17 protein-coding genes are annotated in these 15,789 nt (G+C 65.3%); 9 read left to right on the top strand and 8 right to left on the bottom strand.

Annotated features, from left to right (window positions below):
• The 4 genes from ACUDTM_RS18525 to map all read left to right on the top strand — a co-directional run bounded on the left by ACUDTM_RS18525 (position 1) and on the right by map (position 2,455).
• Complete coding sequence (locus ACUDTM_RS18525; RefSeq protein ID WP_227836640.1) at positions 1 to 885, top strand: hypothetical protein; 885 nt, start codon at positions 1 to 3, stop codon at positions 883 to 885.
• 140 nt (positions 886 to 1,025) lie between these two features.
• Positions 1,026 to 1,385: a bleomycin resistance protein gene (locus tag ACUDTM_RS18520; protein ID WP_072166862.1), complete on the top strand. Its 360-nt coding sequence runs from the start codon at positions 1,026 to 1,028 to the stop codon at positions 1,383 to 1,385.
• 67 nt (positions 1,386 to 1,452) lie between these two features.
• Positions 1,453 to 1,665, top strand: coding sequence for a ParD-like family protein (locus ACUDTM_RS18515; protein ID WP_006425741.1), 213 nt, complete (start codon positions 1,453 to 1,455; stop codon positions 1,663 to 1,665).
• A gap of 7 nt (positions 1,666 to 1,672) precedes the next feature.
• Positions 1,673 to 2,455: a type I methionyl aminopeptidase gene (gene map, locus ACUDTM_RS18510; protein ID WP_188241233.1), complete on the top strand. Its 783-nt coding sequence runs from the start codon at positions 1,673 to 1,675 to the stop codon at positions 2,453 to 2,455.
• On the opposite strand, the gene ACUDTM_RS18505 is transcribed toward map, so the two are convergent.
• On the bottom strand, positions 2,452 to 3,066 hold the full coding sequence (locus ACUDTM_RS18505) for a LysE/ArgO family amino acid transporter (protein ID WP_072166863.1): 615 nt from the start codon (positions 3,064 to 3,066) through the stop codon (positions 2,452 to 2,454). The two genes, map and ACUDTM_RS18505, sit on opposite strands and share 4 nt — an antisense overlap.
• Positions 3,067 to 3,171: 105 nt before the next feature.
• Between ACUDTM_RS18505 and ACUDTM_RS18500 the strand changes: the two genes are divergently transcribed.
• The 5 genes from ACUDTM_RS18500 to ACUDTM_RS18480 all read left to right on the top strand — a co-directional run bounded on the left by ACUDTM_RS18500 (position 3,172) and on the right by ACUDTM_RS18480 (position 8,846).
• The gene (locus ACUDTM_RS18500; RefSeq protein WP_053498160.1) at positions 3,172 to 4,065 is read left to right on the top strand and encodes a LysR family transcriptional regulator ArgP; all 894 of its coding nucleotides are present in this window, start codon (positions 3,172 to 3,174) and stop codon (positions 4,063 to 4,065) included.
• 78 nt (positions 4,066 to 4,143) lie between these two features.
• Positions 4,144 to 5,550 (top strand): TolC family protein, encoded by a 1,407-nt coding sequence (locus tag ACUDTM_RS18495; RefSeq protein ID WP_072166864.1) that lies wholly within the window; start codon positions 4,144 to 4,146, stop codon positions 5,548 to 5,550.
• The gene (locus ACUDTM_RS18490; protein ID WP_088496392.1) at positions 5,543 to 6,556 is read left to right on the top strand and encodes an HlyD family secretion protein; all 1,014 of its coding nucleotides are present in this window, start codon (positions 5,543 to 5,545) and stop codon (positions 6,554 to 6,556) included. Before ACUDTM_RS18495 ends, ACUDTM_RS18490 begins: the two co-directional genes overlap by 8 nt.
• Positions 6,541 to 7,728: an ABC transporter permease gene (locus ACUDTM_RS18485; RefSeq protein ID WP_088496391.1), complete on the top strand. Its 1,188-nt coding sequence runs from the start codon at positions 6,541 to 6,543 to the stop codon at positions 7,726 to 7,728. The genes ACUDTM_RS18490 and ACUDTM_RS18485 overlap by 16 nt, the downstream gene beginning before the upstream one ends.
• Positions 7,725 to 8,846: an ABC transporter permease gene (locus ACUDTM_RS18480; protein WP_111008064.1), complete on the top strand. Its 1,122-nt coding sequence runs from the start codon at positions 7,725 to 7,727 to the stop codon at positions 8,844 to 8,846. Before ACUDTM_RS18485 ends, ACUDTM_RS18480 begins: the two co-directional genes overlap by 4 nt.
• A 51-nt stretch (positions 8,847 to 8,897) precedes the next feature.
• On the opposite strand, the gene ACUDTM_RS18475 is transcribed toward ACUDTM_RS18480, so the two are convergent.
• From ACUDTM_RS18475 to ACUDTM_RS18445, 7 genes are all read right to left on the bottom strand, one after another.
• Complete coding sequence (locus ACUDTM_RS18475) at positions 8,898 to 10,190, bottom strand: hypothetical protein (protein ID WP_181452519.1); 1,293 nt, start codon at positions 10,188 to 10,190, stop codon at positions 8,898 to 8,900.
• Positions 10,191 to 10,416: 226 nt separating this feature from the next.
• On the bottom strand, positions 10,417 to 10,785 hold the full coding sequence (locus ACUDTM_RS18470; protein WP_005415760.1) for a glycine zipper 2TM domain-containing protein: 369 nt from the start codon (positions 10,783 to 10,785) through the stop codon (positions 10,417 to 10,419).
• A 168-nt stretch (positions 10,786 to 10,953) separates the two neighbouring features.
• Positions 10,954 to 13,176 carry a methyl-accepting chemotaxis protein gene (locus tag ACUDTM_RS18465; protein WP_088496410.1) on the bottom strand — a complete coding sequence of 741 codons (2,223 nt, stop codon included), beginning with the start codon at positions 13,174 to 13,176 and terminating at the stop codon, positions 10,954 to 10,956.
• Positions 13,177 to 13,386: 210 nt separating this feature from the next.
• Positions 13,387 to 13,779, bottom strand: coding sequence for a hypothetical protein (locus tag ACUDTM_RS18460; protein WP_065196526.1), 393 nt, complete (start codon positions 13,777 to 13,779; stop codon positions 13,387 to 13,389).
• 143 nt (positions 13,780 to 13,922) lie between these two features.
• A complete protein-coding gene (locus ACUDTM_RS18455; protein WP_138952904.1) occupies positions 13,923 to 14,177 on the bottom strand; it encodes a hypothetical protein in 255 nt (84 codons plus the stop codon).
• A gap of 55 nt (positions 14,178 to 14,232) precedes the next feature.
• Positions 14,233 to 15,114, bottom strand: coding sequence for a DUF2628 domain-containing protein (locus ACUDTM_RS18450; protein WP_445391444.1), 882 nt, complete (start codon positions 15,112 to 15,114; stop codon positions 14,233 to 14,235).
• Between the two features lie 180 nt (positions 15,115 to 15,294).
• Positions 15,295 to 15,774, bottom strand: coding sequence for a hypothetical protein (locus tag ACUDTM_RS18445; RefSeq protein ID WP_146257850.1), 480 nt, complete (start codon positions 15,772 to 15,774; stop codon positions 15,295 to 15,297).
• Positions 15,775 to 15,789 lie beyond the last annotated feature (15 nt).

The following is a 15,789-nucleotide window of genomic DNA, read 5'->3' as shown; positions in this document are numbered from 1 at the left end:
ATGCCGTTGCGTTCCCCGCTGATCCTGGACCTGGACGGTGGCGTGCTGCCGCTGCCAAAGGCGCAGACCCTGGCTCTGCCGCAGTGGCACGATCCGCTGCGCTTCGCCTGCAGCAATGCCACCCTCGACCGTTTCGCCGCTGACGTGCTGGCACCGCTGCCGGCCCAGCTCGGAACCGTCATGCTCGGCAGCGGCGACTTCCACCACCTGAGCCTGCCACTGCTGCGCCGCATGCATGGGCAGGCCCCGTTCCAGCTGGTGGTGCTGGACAACCATCCGGACAACATGCGGTTCCCGCTCGGCATGCACTGCGGCTCGTGGGTGAACGCCGCCAGCAAGCTGCCGCAGATCTCGCACATCCATGTGCTCGGCATCACTTCCAGCGACATCGGCCTCGGTCATGCCTGGGAGAACCACTGGCGACCGCTGATGGGTGGACGCCTGACGTACTGGTGCATGGACGTGGACGTGGGCTGGGGCCACCGCCTCGGCATGGGCCGTGCGTTCCGACGCTTCGAGCACCCGGAGGCACTGGTCGCCGCGTTCGCCGCCGAGCAGGCCGCATCCCCGCAGCCGACCTACCTGTCGATCGACAAGGATGTATTCGCCGAGGACGTTGCGCGCAGCAACTGGGACCAGGGCCGCTTCCAGCTGGAACACGCACTGGTGGTGATCGAAGCACTGCGCGCCGGTGGCCTGGTCGGCAGTGACATCACCGGCGAAGTCTCGCTGGCGAACTACCAGAGCCGCTTCAAGCGCTGGCTGTCGTCGCTGGATGGCCAACCGGACATCAGGGCCGATGATCTTCTCGTCTGGCAGGCGCGTCACCAGCAGGTGAACCGCGAACTGCTGGCGGCAATCGCCGCCGCACCGACGGCCTGCTGACCGCGTCGGCAATGCCGGCCGTTGGCCGGCGTGGCTTCGGTAGTGCCGGCCGCTGGCCGGCAACCCCGTTGTTCCCGGGCTCACAGGAATGCCGGCCAGCGGCCGGCACTACACTGGGTTCCCACCTCGGAGCCGCCGCCATGCCCCAGACCGTCATCCCGCAACTGCGCATGCGCCACGCAGACACCACCCTGCCGTTCTACGTGCAGGGGCTGGGTTTCGTGGTCGACTGGGAACACCGCTTCGAGTCCGGCTTCCCGCTGTTCGCCCAACTCACCCGGGACGGCCAGACGATCTTCCTCACCGAGCACAGCGGTGACTGCGAGGTAGGCGGCGCGGTGTACTTCATCGTCGACGACGTCGACAGCCTGTACCGCGCCTTCAGCGCCGCCAACGTGCCGATCGAGCAGCCACCGCATGACACCGACTGGGGCAGCCGCGAAATGCTGCTGCGCGACCCCGACGGCAACCGCCTGCGCTTTGCCACCCACCTGGACTGAACAACGCGGGCTTGAGGCGGATATACGAAACATATACGCTTCGTATATTCCCACTCCAGGACCGCCGATGGGCATCGTCAACATCGATGACACCCTGCACGACCAGTTGCGCCGTGCCTGCACCGTCTCCAGCCGCTCGATCAACGCCCAGGCCAACTTCTGGATCCGGGTCGGCATGCTGTGCGAAATGAACCCCACGCTGAGTTTCCAGGACATCGTCGCCAGCGAACTGCGCGCAGCCGGCGTGCAGCCACAGGCGCTGGCACCCGGGCGGGCCTGACGTGGCGGTGATCAAGCAGCCACACGAAATCGCGCTGATGGCCGAATCCGGGCGCCTGCTGGCGCAGGTGTTCGCCGCGCTCGACCAGCTGCCGCTGCAGGGCCGCAGCACGATGGAGATCAACGAGTTCGTCGAACGCATGATCGTCGATGAACTGCAGGCGCGGCCGGCCAGCAAGGGCCAGTACGGCTTCCCGTATGTGCTCAACACCTCGATCGACAACGTGGTCTGCCACGGCGTACCCAGCACCACCGACGTGCTGCGCAATGGCCAGATCGTCAACCTCGACATCACCCTGGAGAAGAACGGCTACATCGCCGACTCCAGCACCACCTACCTGATCGGTGAGGTCGACTACGCCGCGCGCAGGCTGGTGCAGACCGCCTACCAGGCGATGTGGAAAGGCATCGCTGCGGTGCGCCCCGGTGCACGCCTGGGCGACATCGGCCACGCCATCGCCCGCCACGCGCGCAGTCACGGCTACAGCGTGGTGAAGGAATACTGCGGCCATGGCATCGGCCAGGAAATGCACGAGGAACCGCAGATCCTGCACTACGGCCATCCCAACACCGGCAGGGTGCTGGAGGAGGGCATGGTGTTCACCATCGAGCCGATGCTCAACCAGGGCAAGCCGGCCATCCGCCAGCAGCCGGACGAATGGCCGGTCTACACCCGCGACGGCAAGCTGTCGGCGCAGTTCGAGCACACGGTGGCGGTCACCCGCCACGGTGTGCGCGTACTGACCCTGCGCCCCGGCGAAGCGCCACTGTGCACGGTGGACGCGGCCTAGAGCGGACGCAACAGCAGTAGCGTGGCCAGGCAGAGCATGAACATCGCCACGCCTGCATCCAGCACCCGCCAGGCACTCGGCCTGCGGAACACCGGCTGCAACAGGCGCGCCCCATAGCCGAGCGAGCAGAACCAGGCCACGCTGGCCACGCAGGCCCCGGCGGCGAAGGCCCAGCGCAGATTGCCCGGGTAGCGCGTGGACAGGCTGCCCAGCAGCACCACCGTATCCAGATAGACGTGCGGGTTGAGCAGGGTGAACGCCAGGCAGGTCAGCAGCACCTGGCGCCCACTAGCGGCCTGCGCCTCGGCGGCTGCCAATACGCTGCCACCGCGCCACGCGCGCAGTCCCGCCTGCAGGCCATACCAGAGCAGGAACGCCGCACCACCGAAACGCAGCCCCTGCAGCAGCAGCGGCCACTGCAGCACCAGCGCGCCCATGCCACCGACGCCGGCCAGGATCAACGCGATGTCCGCGCCGGCGCAGGCCAGCACCACCCCGCCCACATGCCGCTGCTGCAGGCCCTGGCGCAGCACGAAGGCATTCTGCGCGCCGATGGCGATGATCAGGCCGACACCTGCGAACAGGCCGGCGGCGGTAGCGGCGATCCACATCAGGACAGGCCAGGCAGCGAGGGGACGCGCAGGGTGCGGCACCGCCCATGTTTAGACAATCTGATTTTTCTTTATCCTGTGCAGGAAAACTGAAGAGGCACCGGCATGGATCTGGTACATCCACAATTGGCCGCATTCGCTGCGGTGCTGGAAGAAGGCAGCTTCGAGGCCGCGGCACGCCGCCTGTCGATCAGCCCATCAGCACTGTCGCAACGGATCAAGGCGCTGGAAGACAGGCTCGGGCAGGTCCTGGTGGTGCGCCAGGCACCCTGCCGACCGACCGCAGCGGGGGAAGCGCTGCTGCGCCGGGTACGCCCGATGCAGGCACTGGAAGCCGAGGCGCTGGCCGAGCTGCTACCCGAGCGTGGCAACGACGCTGCCCGTACGCCCATCCCCCTGGCGGTCAACGACGACTCGCTTGATACCTGGTTCGTGCCCGCCATCGCCGACCTGCACCAGCGCCATGGCTACCTGTTCGACCTGCGCATGGACGACCAGGACCACACCCTGCAGTTGCTGCGCGATGGCAGCGTGCTCGGCGCAGTGACCGCCGAAAGCCAGCCGGTGAAGGGCTGCAACGTGCACCCGCTCGGCGCCATGCGTTACCACGCGATCGCTTCGCCCGGCTTCGCCCGTCAGTACTTCAACGATGGCATGCAGGCCGCGGCCCTGGCGCGCGCACCGATGCTGGTGTTCAACCGCAAGGATGAACTGCAATGGCGCTTCGTGCGGCGCCTGACCCGCGCGCGACTGCAGCCGCCGCTACACTACCTGCCCTCTTCCACCGGTTTCGTCGAAGCCGCCGCGTGCGGACTCGGTTGGGGCATGGCCCCGGAAACCCTGGTCGCGCCCGCCGTGCGCGCCGGCCGCGTGGTGGTACTGGAACCCCGCCGCTGGCTGGATGTGCCGCTGTACTGGCAACATGCCGCCGTGCGCTCAAGCACGCTGCAGCACATCACCCAGGCGCTGCGCACTGCAGCCAGCGGCACCCTTCGTTGAGGACAATCGGATGACCGCAGACTCGGGCTTCACGCCGCGCGCACTACCGTTTGCGCACTTCTTTACCACTGGGACGGCATGGGCGTGATCGGCCGACGTACAAGGATGCACCGCGCGAAGGCCGCGCTGGCGCTGGTGCTGGCGACCTGCCTGCCAACCGCTGCGTCCGCGCAGAACAGCAACGACGCCCCCGCATTGGACTGGGAACAGGCACGCCAACGCCTGGAGCAGGTCTCCGATGCGCTGGCGGCCGCAGATGCAGCGGTACGCAACAAGCAGGACCTGCAGGACGCCACGCGCCTGCTGCGCCTGCCGGAGATCACCGGCGAAGTGCGCCGCCTGCAGTTCCAGAAGACCCTGACCCTGCCACTGGGTTCGCTGGCGCCCGTGGCTGAAGCCTTCGGTATCGATTCGCCGCTGTCGTTCACCGAGCGCGACTGGCGTACACGCCCGGTAGTGACCGCGGTGCTGCCGCTGTACACCGGCGGCGTGATCCCGGCCGCGCAACGTGCGGCCAGCGCCGCCCATGAGCAGGCCAACGCCGAGCGCGAGGCGCAGCGCCAATCATTGACCGTGCAGCTGGCTCAGGCCTACTTCGGCCAGCGCCTGGCCGAGCAGGCGGTGGACGTGCGCCGCGACGTGCGCGACGGCCTCAACCGCCACCTGTCCGATGCAGAAAAGCTGGAACGCGAGGGCTTTGCCACCCGCGCCCAGCGCCTGCAGGCCACCGTGGCCCGCGACAAGGCCGAGCGCGAATACCAGAAGACGGTGAACGATCTGGCTACGCTGAAGGCCGCGCTGGCCACGCTGCTGCGCAGTGGTGGCGAGGTGCAGCCGGTGTCGCCGCTGTTCGTGCAGCGCGTGCCGCTGGAACCGGTGACCAGCTTCGAGCGCACCGCGCAGGCGCGCCAGCCGCAGATCGCGCGCTTGCGCGCGATGGTTGCGCAGGCCGAACAGGGCGTGCGCGTGCAGCAGGCCAAGCTGAAGCCGCAGATCTTCGCCTTCGGCCAGTACGACTTCCGCCGCCGCGACGAAATGCTGACCGACCCGGACTGGGCGTTCGGCATCGGGCTGAAGTACACCTTCCTGTCGCCGAACTCGCGGCCGGCGCAGATCAGCGCCGCGCGTGCGCAGCAGGAGCAGGCCGAAGCGGGCCTGCGCGAGGCCGAGAACCAGGTCGCACTGGGCGTGCGCAAGGCCTGGAACGAACTTGAGACCGCGCGCCAGCAGTTCGTGCTGCTCGACAGCAGCATCGCCCAGGCACAGGAAAACCTGCGCCTGCAGGAGCTGGCATTCCGCGAAGGCCAGGCCACCTCGCTGGATGTGATCGATGCGCGGCTCGGCCTGGGCGGCGCCCGTGTCGAGCGCGCACAGGCCGCCTACCAATACGACATTGCGCTGGCACAGTTGCTGGAGATCAGTGGACAGATGGACCGTTTCGAAGAATTCCGGCGGCGTGCGGACGAGGTGATCGACCATGAGTGATGTGCTGCACGACGATGCGACGACGCCCCCCGGCAAGCGGCGGCTGGGACCGATCCTGCTGGTGGTCCTGCTGGTCGCGGTGGTGCTCGGCCTGTGGCTGGCCTGGCGCAGCCCGGCCGACCAGATCCAGGGCATGGCCGATGCGGACACGATCAACGTGGCCGCCAAGATCACCGCACGCGTGGCCCAGCTGAAGGTGCGCGAGGGCGATCGCGTGCAGCCCGGGCAGGTGCTGTTCCTGCTCGACAGCCCCGAAGTGGCTGCCAAGGAACAGCAGGCGCACGGCGCATTGGCGGCTGCGCAGGCGGTGGCCGACAAGGCCGACGAAGGCGCGCGCAGCGAAGACATCCGCGCCGCCGAAGCGAACTGGAAGCGCGCCGAAGCCGGCGCGACACTGGCCGAAGCCACCTACCGGCGCGTGCAGAACCTGTTCAACGAAGGGGTGATGACCCGGCAGAAGCGCGATGAAGCGCATGCCCAGGCCACCAGTTCGCGCGAACTGGCCCGCGCCGCCCGCGCGCAGTACGACATGGCATTGGCCGGCGCCCGCGAGCAGGACAAGCGTGCCGCGCAGGGCCAGGTACAGCAGGCGCAGGGCGCGGTGGCCGAGGTCAACGCCGCGCGAGCCGAAGTGGAAGGACGCGCGCCGGTGGCGGGCGAGATCAACAAGCGCATGGCCGACCCGGGCGAGCTGGTGCCAGCCGGCTATCCCGTGTTCACCCTGGTCGACATCGACCGCATGTGGGTGGCGATGAACCTGCGCGAATCGCAGATGCAGGGCCTGAAGGTCGGCAGCAAGCTGCAGGGCAGCGTGCCGGCGCTGGGCCTGGATGGCGAGTTCGAGGTCTACTTCATCAATCCGGCCGGCGACTACGCAACCTGGCGTACCACCCGCCAGTCGTCCGGCTATGACGTCCGCAGCTTCGAGGTGCGGGTGCGCCCGGTACGCCGCATCGAGGGCTTCCGCCCCGGCATGAGCGTGCTGTTCGCATGGCCCCAGCACTGAGCCCGGACCGCAACGGCTTCGCCGCTTCGTGGCGGCGCGAGCTGCAGTCGCTGCGCGGCAACCGTGCCGACCTGCTGCTGGTCACCGTGCTGCCACTGCTGATGCTGGTCGTGATGGCATGGATGTTCACGCCGTCGGTGATGCGCGATATCCCGATTGCTGTGGTCGACCTTGACCACAGCAGTGACAGCCGCCTGCTGCTGCGCATGCTCGACGCCAGTCCCGGCGTACGCGTCGCCAGCCAACCAGCGGACCTGGAGGAGGCACGATCGCAGCTGCGCAGCCTGGACGTGTTCGCCATCGTGCTGGTGCCGCGCGATGTCACCCGGCAGGCGCTGCGTGGGCGCCAGGGCACGGTGTTCGCCTATTACAACGCCACCTACATGACCACCGGCCAGTCGGCGTCGCGCGACATCGGCGACGCGGTTTCCGCATGGAACGCACGCCTGCTGCGCGAGCGCATCGGCCTGCAGGTTGGCCCGGGCAAGCTGCGCGCGGCGCCGATCGCGGTGCAGTCGGACATCCTCTACAACCCGGCGCGCAGCTACGAATTGTTCCTGCTGCCACTGATCTTCCCGGCGGTGCTGTCACTGGTACTGGCACTTGCGGTGGCCGGCAGCCTCGGCCGCGAGATCCGCGATGGCACCCTGCCCGCCTGGCTGGCTCGCACGCCGTGGTCGGCGATCGCCGGCAAGGTCGCGCCGTACCTCCTGCTGTTCTCGCTGTATGGCGCGCTCGGCATCGGCTACCTGGCCTGGCTGCGCGGCGATGGTGTGGCCGGCAGCGTGCTCCTGCTGCTGCTCGCACAGCCCCTGTTCTACCTGGCCACGGCCACCTACGCGTTGTTTTTCGTCGGCGTCACCCGCGACATGGGTACCGCACTGTCCGCGGTGGGTCTGAGCATCGGCACCGCACTGGCGTTTTCCAGTGCCACCTTCCCGGTGCTGGACGGGCCGTTGTTTACCCGCGTCTGGCACCAGCTGCTGCCATTGAGCGCCTACATCAAGCTGCAGACCCAGCAGCAGTTCATCGGCTCGCCGCTGCAGGTTTCGGCATGGCCGCTGGCTACGCTGCTGTTGATGACGGTGGTGGCCGGTGGCATCGGCGGCCTGCGCCTGATCGCCTTTGCACGCACGCCTGCCGCCGCACAATCCGCAGGGGCTGACGCATGAGCATGCTCTGGCGCAGCCTGCAGCAGACCCTGATGGCGGTGCTGTGCGACCGCTACGCGATCGTGGTGATGGTCGGTGCGGTGATCCTGTATTCGTTCTTCTATCCAGCCGCCTACCGGCACCAGGTGGCCGGCAACCTGCCGGTGCTGGTGGTGGACGAAGACCATAGCGCGACCAGCCGCGAGCTGCTGCGCAAGCTCGACGCACTGCGCGTTGCGCGCGTGGTCGGGCAACCGGCGGACGTCGACAGCGCACGCCAGCAGCTCGAAGCCGGCCACGCCGAAGGCATCGTCGTGATCCCGGCCAACCTGGAGCGCGACATCCTGCGCGGCCATCCGGCCAAGCTGGTATTGCTTGGCAACGGTGCCTACCTGGGCCGCGCCAGCTGGGTGCTGGGCAGCGTAGCTGATGCGCTGGGTGCGTTCGGGCGTGATGCGGTGGTCGGCCAGGCCGCCTTCATGGGTGCGCCGCAGGCACCGCCGGTCACCCTGGTGCAGCGCCCGCTGTACAACACGCAGGAAGGCTATGGCAGCGCCATCGTGCCCGGCGTGGCCGAGCTGATCGTGCACCAGACGCTGTTGATGGGCATCGGCGTTCTGCTCGGCGGCCGCCGCCTCGCACTGGGCCGGCGCCTGCGCTTCGACCTGCCGACGCTGGCCGGCATGGCGTTGGGCTTCGGCCTGATCGGCCTGTTCGGCCTGTTCTGGTACGCCGGTTTCACTGCCTGGGTGCAGGACTATCCGCGCGGCGGCAACCCGATGGGCCAGCTGCTGGGCGGCACCTTGTTCATCGCCACCACCGTGGTCTTCGGCCTGTTCGTCGGCAGCTTCTTCCGCACCCGCGAGCGCGCCTTCCAGTACATCATCGCCACCTCCATCCCGCTGTTTTTCCTGGCCAACCTGTCGTGGCCGGCGGTGATGACGCCGCAACCGCTGGTCTGGCTGGCACAGCTGCTGCCGACCACCTCGGGCATCAACCTGATGGTGCGCCTGAACCAGATGGACGCCCGCCTGGCCGACATCAGCCACGAACTGATCACCCTCACCGTCCTGCTGCTGCTCTACGGTAGCCTCGCCACCTGGCGCCTCCTCGCCAAAAAAGGGGACGGAGGGAATTAAGTCGTAAGCGGCCTGTTCAAGCGGCGCGGCATGGCCGCTTTGATCCATCGTTTATGGATCCGGGGCATACCAGAACGGGATGCGGAACGCGCGGCGCCGTCCGGCCCCCCGCTCGCCGCCTGCAGCATTCCACACCAGTTCCAGGTCATGGCGTCCGGGTGCGAGCCCCCGGGTAGGCAGGTACCCCACCAGGCCGCGCATATCCAGGTCACGCCGCTCCATGGGCACGAAGCCATGCAGGTCGACCGGGGCGCCGTCCAGCTTGACCTGCCAGAGCCGGGAAAGGCACTCCACTGCGGCATTGGCGGCCTGTTGCCCGGTGGCCTCATTGCGCGCGTCCGGAAGTGCGGTGCAATGCTGGCGCGCCAGCGGATTGTCGCGTTGCGGGCGATGCGGAATGAACAAACGAAGCTGCGCACCGCTGATCGTGTCCGACGGGATCATCGGGTACGGCAGCAGCTGGTCATGCGCCGAACGCATCGATTCGTAATGCGCACTCAGCATGCCGTGCTCAACCGCCGCTTCCGTGACGATCTGGTAACGGTTGAACAGCGAGAACTTCAACGACGCCATCACCTGCACGGCCGCCAGCAGCATCGCTACCAGCACCGCGAACAGGTAGGCCGCCATGAACGAACGCGAGCGCAGGTTGCTCTGCATGGTCAGCTGCATGGTCTGCATCAGGCGCAACAGCGGAACCCGTTGCAGTGCCGCCAGCATGCCCTGCAGCAGTCGCTGCGGTCGCTCATGGGGTTGCCCGCGCGCCTGCCGCCGCGCCACGATCTTCTCCAGGATCCCGGGGGTAACAGCCAGCGCCAACATTGCGGCCAGCACAGTGCACAGGGCGAGCATGGCGACATGATCGGCGCCGCCGGACAGCGCGCCGATCACCATCGACACACCAAGCGTCAGGACGGCCAATACCAGGGTGCCCGCCAATGTCTGTACGGCAAGCAGGGTGGTCGAGAACAGCATCGTCGCCAGCCGGTCGGCACGTTCGATGCTGCCATCGAGGCCTCCGTCCCGGGCCTGCAGGAAGGCGCGCGTGACCGCCCCCATTCTTGGCAGGCGGTCCCAGTCAATGCCATCGGGGAAATGCGACCTGAGGCCGATCAGCCCGATCCAGTAGCCGCGCACCGTGAGGTGGATGATCAAGGCCACTGCCAGCACATAGCACATGCCGACACTGATGCTGAAACCGAACCAGAGCATCTGGAAGTACATGCCTTCGGTGTGCAGGCTGCTGCGCGCCCAGGCGTCGAACAGATAACCCGGCACGGCCAGCAGCGCAAACGCCAGCAGGCCCGAAATGAAGAGCTCGAGTTCATCGGTGCGATCACGCACCCGATGGGGATGGGCAGTCGCTTCCGGTATCGGGTCATGCCTTGCGAGCGGTGCCGGTTGGGGAGCTGGAGCCGATTCGTTCACTGGACATTCATCCGTTGAGTCGGCGCAGTATAGGCACGACGCCGGAGTCAGCGATACAGGTCCGGAACGAAGAACGCCGGCGCGGGGCCGGCGTTCGAGTACTGCGATGTGCAAGGGGGGAACGGGCGCTGTCGGCAACCGATCAACGATAGACGCGCTCGCAACGGCGCTCGACCACGCGGTCGCCGTTCTTCTGCTGGCTGTTGCCCTGGATCTGGCGACCGGCCGCACCACCGGCCACGGCACCGGCCACGGTAGCGAGCTTCTTGCCATTGCCGCCGCCCACCTGGTTGCCCAGCAGGCCGCCGATCACTGCACCCGTGGCCGTACCCGCAATGCGGTTCGGATCGCGCGAGTTGCGCTGCACTTCCACGTTCTTGCAGACCACGCGGCTGCCGTCATTGAACTTGCGTCCCTCATCGCGCGGGCCATAGGTCTGCGCGCCGGCCACCGACGAAGCCGCCAGCAGGGTGCCCAGCACAAGCAATCGGGTCGAGGTCTTCATGGCCATCTCCTGAGTTCCGGTATGACGCAAGTTTCCTCCTGCGGTTGGCAACCGGAAGTGAAATGCGCGTGTCCGCCACCTCATCGGCCATCGCGCGTTCAGGAAGAAAGTTGCGCCCATCGCGATCAGCCATCGCAATGGGCGCCGTCTCCCTACCGGCATGCCACGTTCCAGCTAGAACTCTTCCCAACCACCGGCATTGGCCGCCAGTGTCGGCTCGATGCGCGGCGACAGTGCCGCCGGCCTGCGCACCGGAGTAACCGTCGCGGCCACCGCAGCCAGGGCCGGACGCACGGCTGCAACCGCGGTTGCCGCACCGGTGCGGAACACCGATACCGCCTCGGCCAGCAGGTTGGCCTGCTCCGCCATGGAGCGTGCCGCCGCGCTGGCTTCTTCCACCAGCGCCGCATTCTGCTGCGTGGTCTCGTCCATCTGCACCACCGCCTGGTTGACCTGTTCGATGCCCGAGCTCTGCTCCTGCGACGCGGCAGAGATCTCGGCCATGATGTCGGTCACGCGCTGCACCGACGCCACGATCTCGCCCATTGTGGTGCCTGCCTGGCGGACCAGCGCCGATCCATCGGCGACCTTGCCGACCGAATCCTCGATCAGGCCCTTGATCTCCTTGGCCGCACCGGCCGAGCGCTGTGCCAGCGTGCGCACCTCACTGGCCACCACCGCAAAGCCCCTGCCCTGCTCGCCGGCACGCGCGGCTTCCACCGCCGCGTTCAAGGCCAGGATGTTGGTCTGGAAGGCGATGCCGTCGATGACGCTGATGATCTCGGCGATCTTCTTCGACGAGGCTTCGATGGCCGACATCGTGGTGACCACCTGGCCGACCACCTCGCCGCCCTGTGACGCGACACTGTGCGCGCCGATGGCGAGCTGGTTGGCCTGGCGTGCGTGCTCGGCGTTCTGCTTCACGGTGGAGGTCAGTTCCTCCATCGACGCCGCCGTCTCTTCCAGGTTCGCCGCCTGCTGCTCGGTACGCCGCGACAGATCGGTGTTGCCCGAGGCAATCTCGCCCGCTGCCAGGTTGATGCTGGACGCACTGGACTGGATGCGGCCGACAATCTGCTTGAGCTGATCGACGGTGGCGTTGCAGTCATCGCGCATGCGGGCGAACACGCCGTGGAAATCACCTTGCATGCGTACGGTGAGGTCACCGCGCGAAATAGCCTGCAGCAGCGTCGACACCTGTACCAGGTTCTCGTCGGTGGTCTGCATCAGACGATTGAGCCCGGCCACCATGTCGCGGAAATCGTAGGCGAAGCGACCTTCGTCACCGCGCAGGCTGAAGTCGCCTGCCGCGGCCGCTGTCGCCAACCGGCGGATCTCGCTGTTGATCGCCGACAGGCTGGTCTTGGTCTCGTCCATTGCCTGGGTGATCGCCGCCTTCTCGCCCGGCAGCGGATCCATGTCCACCGACAGGTCGCCACGGGCGTAATGCTTCATCACTTCGATCAGCCGGTTCTGCACCTGCACGTGCGAGCCGACCAGCGCATTCGTCTCGTGCACCATGCGCCCGTAGTCGCCGGGGAAGGCACCTTCGTCCATGCGATAGCTGAGGCTGCCTGCATCGTGCTGACGGGCCAACTCGCCCTGCGCCGCCATCACCGACTGCAACTGCGCCTGCATGTGCTGCATCGACCTGAGCAGCTGCGTCACCTCATCGTTGCCGGACGCGTCGATGCTGTTGTCCAGCCGCCCGTTGGCGATGCCGTCGGCCAGCTTCACCGCACCTTCCAGCGGGCGGGTCAGGCTGCGGGTGATGGCCCACGCGGCCAGCGAGCCCAGTATCAGGCTCAGCACGCCGAACACGATCGACAGCGTGCCGGTCCAGGATTCGGTTGAACGGTATTCCTCGCGGCTGCGCGCGGTCAGTGTCTCCTGATGCCGCAGCAGGGTCGAGATCGTCTCGTTCCATGCGGTAGCCAGTCCGTGCTCGGCGAGCAGTTCCTTGGCCGCACCGTCAAAATCACCCGCCTTCATGCGCTCGTGCAGATGCTGGGTGGAGGCGTCTGTCGCCTTGCGTGCCGCGTCGATTTTCGCAACCAGGGCATCGCCGGTGGCGTCGCGTGGAATCTTGATGTACTTGGCCCAGATACCATCGTAGGTCTGCGACAGCTCCTGCGCTTTCTGATAATCCTTGTCGAAATCCTCGCCGCGCTTGATCACCATCAGCCTGCGGTGCATCAACACTGCGTTGTTGGTATCCAGCATCTCGTTCAACAGCCGCATCTTCACCATGTTGACGTCCACCACTTTCGAGAACTGGGCAGACTTCAGATGGTTTCCGTACAGCGCCAGGCCGACGATGGCCACGATGAACAGCAGCAGCAAACCGAACCCGGCACCCAGCCGGGATCCCACTCGGAGGTTGCGTAAGGCGAGCATCTCAATTCCCTTGATCATGGCCGTATGATCGATGGCGGCGCAGGCAAGGGAAACTTTATAGGGCGATATTATTATATCGATCCAAAACTCTGGAACTGTGCAGACAGGTGTGAAAGCGGGCGACCCACGAGGGCGTTATATCCAGAAGGCATATCGCCACGTGTACCGAGAATAGGATAAGGCCGGGGCCTGCCGCCCCGCTATCTGGCATTACAGGGCAACAGGCCCCGGGAAGACCAGAGCCTTCCCGAGACTTGCCGCATAGACGCTCTCGAACTGGAAGGAGAGCACAAACTGGAACTCGCACGTCGCGGCGTAACGCTTGATGAAGTGGCATATTTCCTCCCAGGCACGTTCAAACCCGCTCGCGCGGAAATGAAACGAGCCGAGCAGGCCCACCTGCCACGAGGCCTCAATCCCTTCCGCTACGACAGCTTCCGGCGGGTCGACGATGCCGAACCCGAAGCCAGTGTTGGATGCTGGAAGATATCCACGCAGACCGTCAGTACCGTCGGAGTACTCGGCCTGGATCGAATCCAGGGCGTGCAGCACGGCACCCAGATCGGCACCGGCTTCGACTTCCAGAAACAGCGAAATGCTCATTATCGAACCATCAATCTGAAGCCAACAGCTTCATGACTCGGCATGGCCACTTTCGTCTTCGGCTTCATTTCTGTCCTGAAGAATTCCTGATTCATACGGACTACCCCTGCCCACCTTACCCATGGGAGCTCGCAACAATCCGGCTACCGCTTCAGATCAGTGTAGGTAGCACTCATATCCTTTATGCCCTCCTCGCTGTTCCCCATGGACGCTCTCACCGCGTCCAACCAGTCCTCCCACGCACCTGGATCCGTGGGGCTTCGATCCTCCTTAAGACTCCAGCCAAGTGAACCCAGCAGCCCCCCGATCTCATCGCTGGGGCCGCGGGAATAGTCGATCTGGAGGAAGTAGAACATCGCCATGTAAGCTTCCTCGATCGTCAAGAGCTGTTCTTTCACCAATAATCTCCCTGCATGCACCATTTCCAGAGCGACTCTCGCCGGATGTCAGCGATCACAATCCAATGAGGGTATGCCGGTTGAAGAACCGCATCTTCCCCTCGATCGTGAAGTCCGTGCGCCTGATTTCACCCAGCATCATCTCGCGTTGGGCGTCGTTCAACGTGCACGGCTCCAGAACATTGGCCTCCAGCACTCGCCCCGGGGGCGCCAGTCGCAGCTCGACAATGCAGGCATTGCCCTCGATGGGGACACCTGCTGGCCACGCCGTCATTGTGATCGCACGCATTTGCTCCTGGTACGCCACCCGCTCTGCTTCCTCCATCTGCGGGTCCGGCAGATACGGCGGGTTCGCCGCCACGTGCACAGCAGACTGCGTGGGCGTTGGCTCTGATATCGAACCAACGATCAGTTTGATCAGGGTGTTCTGTGAGGCCGTTACCGCCAAGGCGATCACCAGAGCGGTGTAGCTGACACCACCAGCCTTCTGCAGCTCAAGGTGCCGCCGATGTGCCCCGCGATGCTCGGCATCAACCTTGCGGACAATCCTTCGGCAATGCGACAGGTACAGCGGATTCGCCAGAATTCCTGCAAGTACGCGAAACACCAGGAAAGAGAGCAAGGACAACCATGGCAGCCCCAGCAGCACGAAGGTGGTCATCAGCAACGGCGAAAGGATGAACCAGATCGCGCCCCACGCATGCATGCGCCGGAAGAAGAACCAGAGTGACGAGAACAGGAATGCCGGCCAGTTCCATCGCCTTGGCGCCCTGGCGCTTGCTTCGTACAGCCTCCAGTGACGGAGATAGGCGCGGAACCTGTCACCTACCACGATCGCCAGTGCTTCCTTCTCGCTCAACCCATCTGAGGTTGCATCTGTGCTCTGCACCGCTTCACCGACGGCGCTGCCGAAGGTGGGTTCAATCCTTACTTTCATTATCCTCTATCCAAACTCGCCACGAAACTAAACCTTGCTCCAGGCAGGCTCCTCTGTCACCTCAACATGAGGCCTACTGCGGCCGGCAAGAATCTCGACTTCGAATTCACAACCGAATTCAAGATCCTCTTGCATCGCCCGCCCCACCCCATTCAATCGCTATTGCCATCAGAGAAGCCGCTACCCAAACCCCTGCGACCTAACCTTTCCAACCGACTCCATCCACTCAACCCAGACAGAGGAATCATTCAGGCAACTGGAATCATTTAAAGGCGACGTGAGACGCCCAATAACTTCGAACAGTGGAAGACCCTCACCGGATCGATCAAAAATCGCCTCGAGGAATACCAGCATTACTGAGAACGAATTCAGCAACGTCAAACACCCACCCGATGAACTCATTTGTGCGACACAGAATTCAGCATTAAGTGCGCCCCCAGCGGTGTTGACCTCTGCAAACGCGTCGCGCCAGTCATCCCACATTACCGGATCGTTGGGCAGGTCATCTGCCCACAAAAAAGAGCGCGCCGAAGATAATAGATCAACAAGAGCGTCCTGATTACTACCCCTATCCAAATAATTTTGCAGGAAAACGCACATCAACACATATGCAGCCTGAACAGAAATTTCTTTGAAATCTCCCATATCACCAACACTCATCCCGCCCCCTCTCTT

It is taken from the genome of Stenotrophomonas maltophilia group sp. vghtpe118, from assembly GCF_052605195.1.
Note: the sequence above shows the minus strand (reverse complement) of the source record. Positions and strands in the feature narration are given on the sequence as shown.

Bases quoted from the DNA above. Each gene is read 5' to 3' on its own strand.
- ACUDTM_RS18465 (WP_088496410.1), bottom strand. From the start codon at position 13,176: ATGCTCGCCTTACGCAACCTCCGAGTGGGATCCCGGCTGGGTGCCGGG.
- ACUDTM_RS18480 (WP_111008064.1), top strand. From the start codon at position 7,725: ATGAGCATGCTCTGGCGCAGCCTGCAGCAGACCCTGATGGCGGTGCTG.
- ACUDTM_RS18490 (WP_088496392.1), top strand. From the start codon at position 5,543: ATGAGTGATGTGCTGCACGACGATGCGACGACGCCCCCCGGCAAGCGG.
- ACUDTM_RS18520 (WP_072166862.1), top strand. From the start codon at position 1,026: ATGCCCCAGACCGTCATCCCGCAACTGCGCATGCGCCACGCAGACACC.
- ACUDTM_RS18525 (WP_227836640.1), top strand. From the start codon at position 1: ATGCCGTTGCGTTCCCCGCTGATCCTGGACCTGGACGGTGGCGTGCTG.
- ACUDTM_RS18515 (WP_006425741.1), top strand. From the start codon at position 1,453: ATGGGCATCGTCAACATCGATGACACCCTGCACGACCAGTTGCGCCGT.
- ACUDTM_RS18460 (WP_065196526.1), bottom strand. From the start codon at position 13,779: ATGAGCATTTCGCTGTTTCTGGAAGTCGAAGCCGGTGCCGATCTGGGT.
- ACUDTM_RS18450 (WP_445391444.1), bottom strand. From the start codon at position 15,114: ATGAAAGTAAGGATTGAACCCACCTTCGGCAGCGCCGTCGGTGAAGCG.
- ACUDTM_RS18500 (WP_053498160.1), top strand. From the start codon at position 3,172: ATGGATCTGGTACATCCACAATTGGCCGCATTCGCTGCGGTGCTGGAA.
- ACUDTM_RS18485 (WP_088496391.1), top strand. From the start codon at position 6,541: ATGGCCCCAGCACTGAGCCCGGACCGCAACGGCTTCGCCGCTTCGTGG.
- ACUDTM_RS18505 (WP_072166863.1), bottom strand. From the start codon at position 3,066: ATGTGGATCGCCGCTACCGCCGCCGGCCTGTTCGCAGGTGTCGGCCTG.
- ACUDTM_RS18495 (WP_072166864.1), top strand. From the start codon at position 4,144: ATGGGCGTGATCGGCCGACGTACAAGGATGCACCGCGCGAAGGCCGCG.
- ACUDTM_RS18445 (WP_146257850.1), bottom strand. From the start codon at position 15,774: ATGAGTGTTGGTGATATGGGAGATTTCAAAGAAATTTCTGTTCAGGCT.
- ACUDTM_RS18470 (WP_005415760.1), bottom strand. From the start codon at position 10,785: ATGGCCATGAAGACCTCGACCCGATTGCTTGTGCTGGGCACCCTGCTG.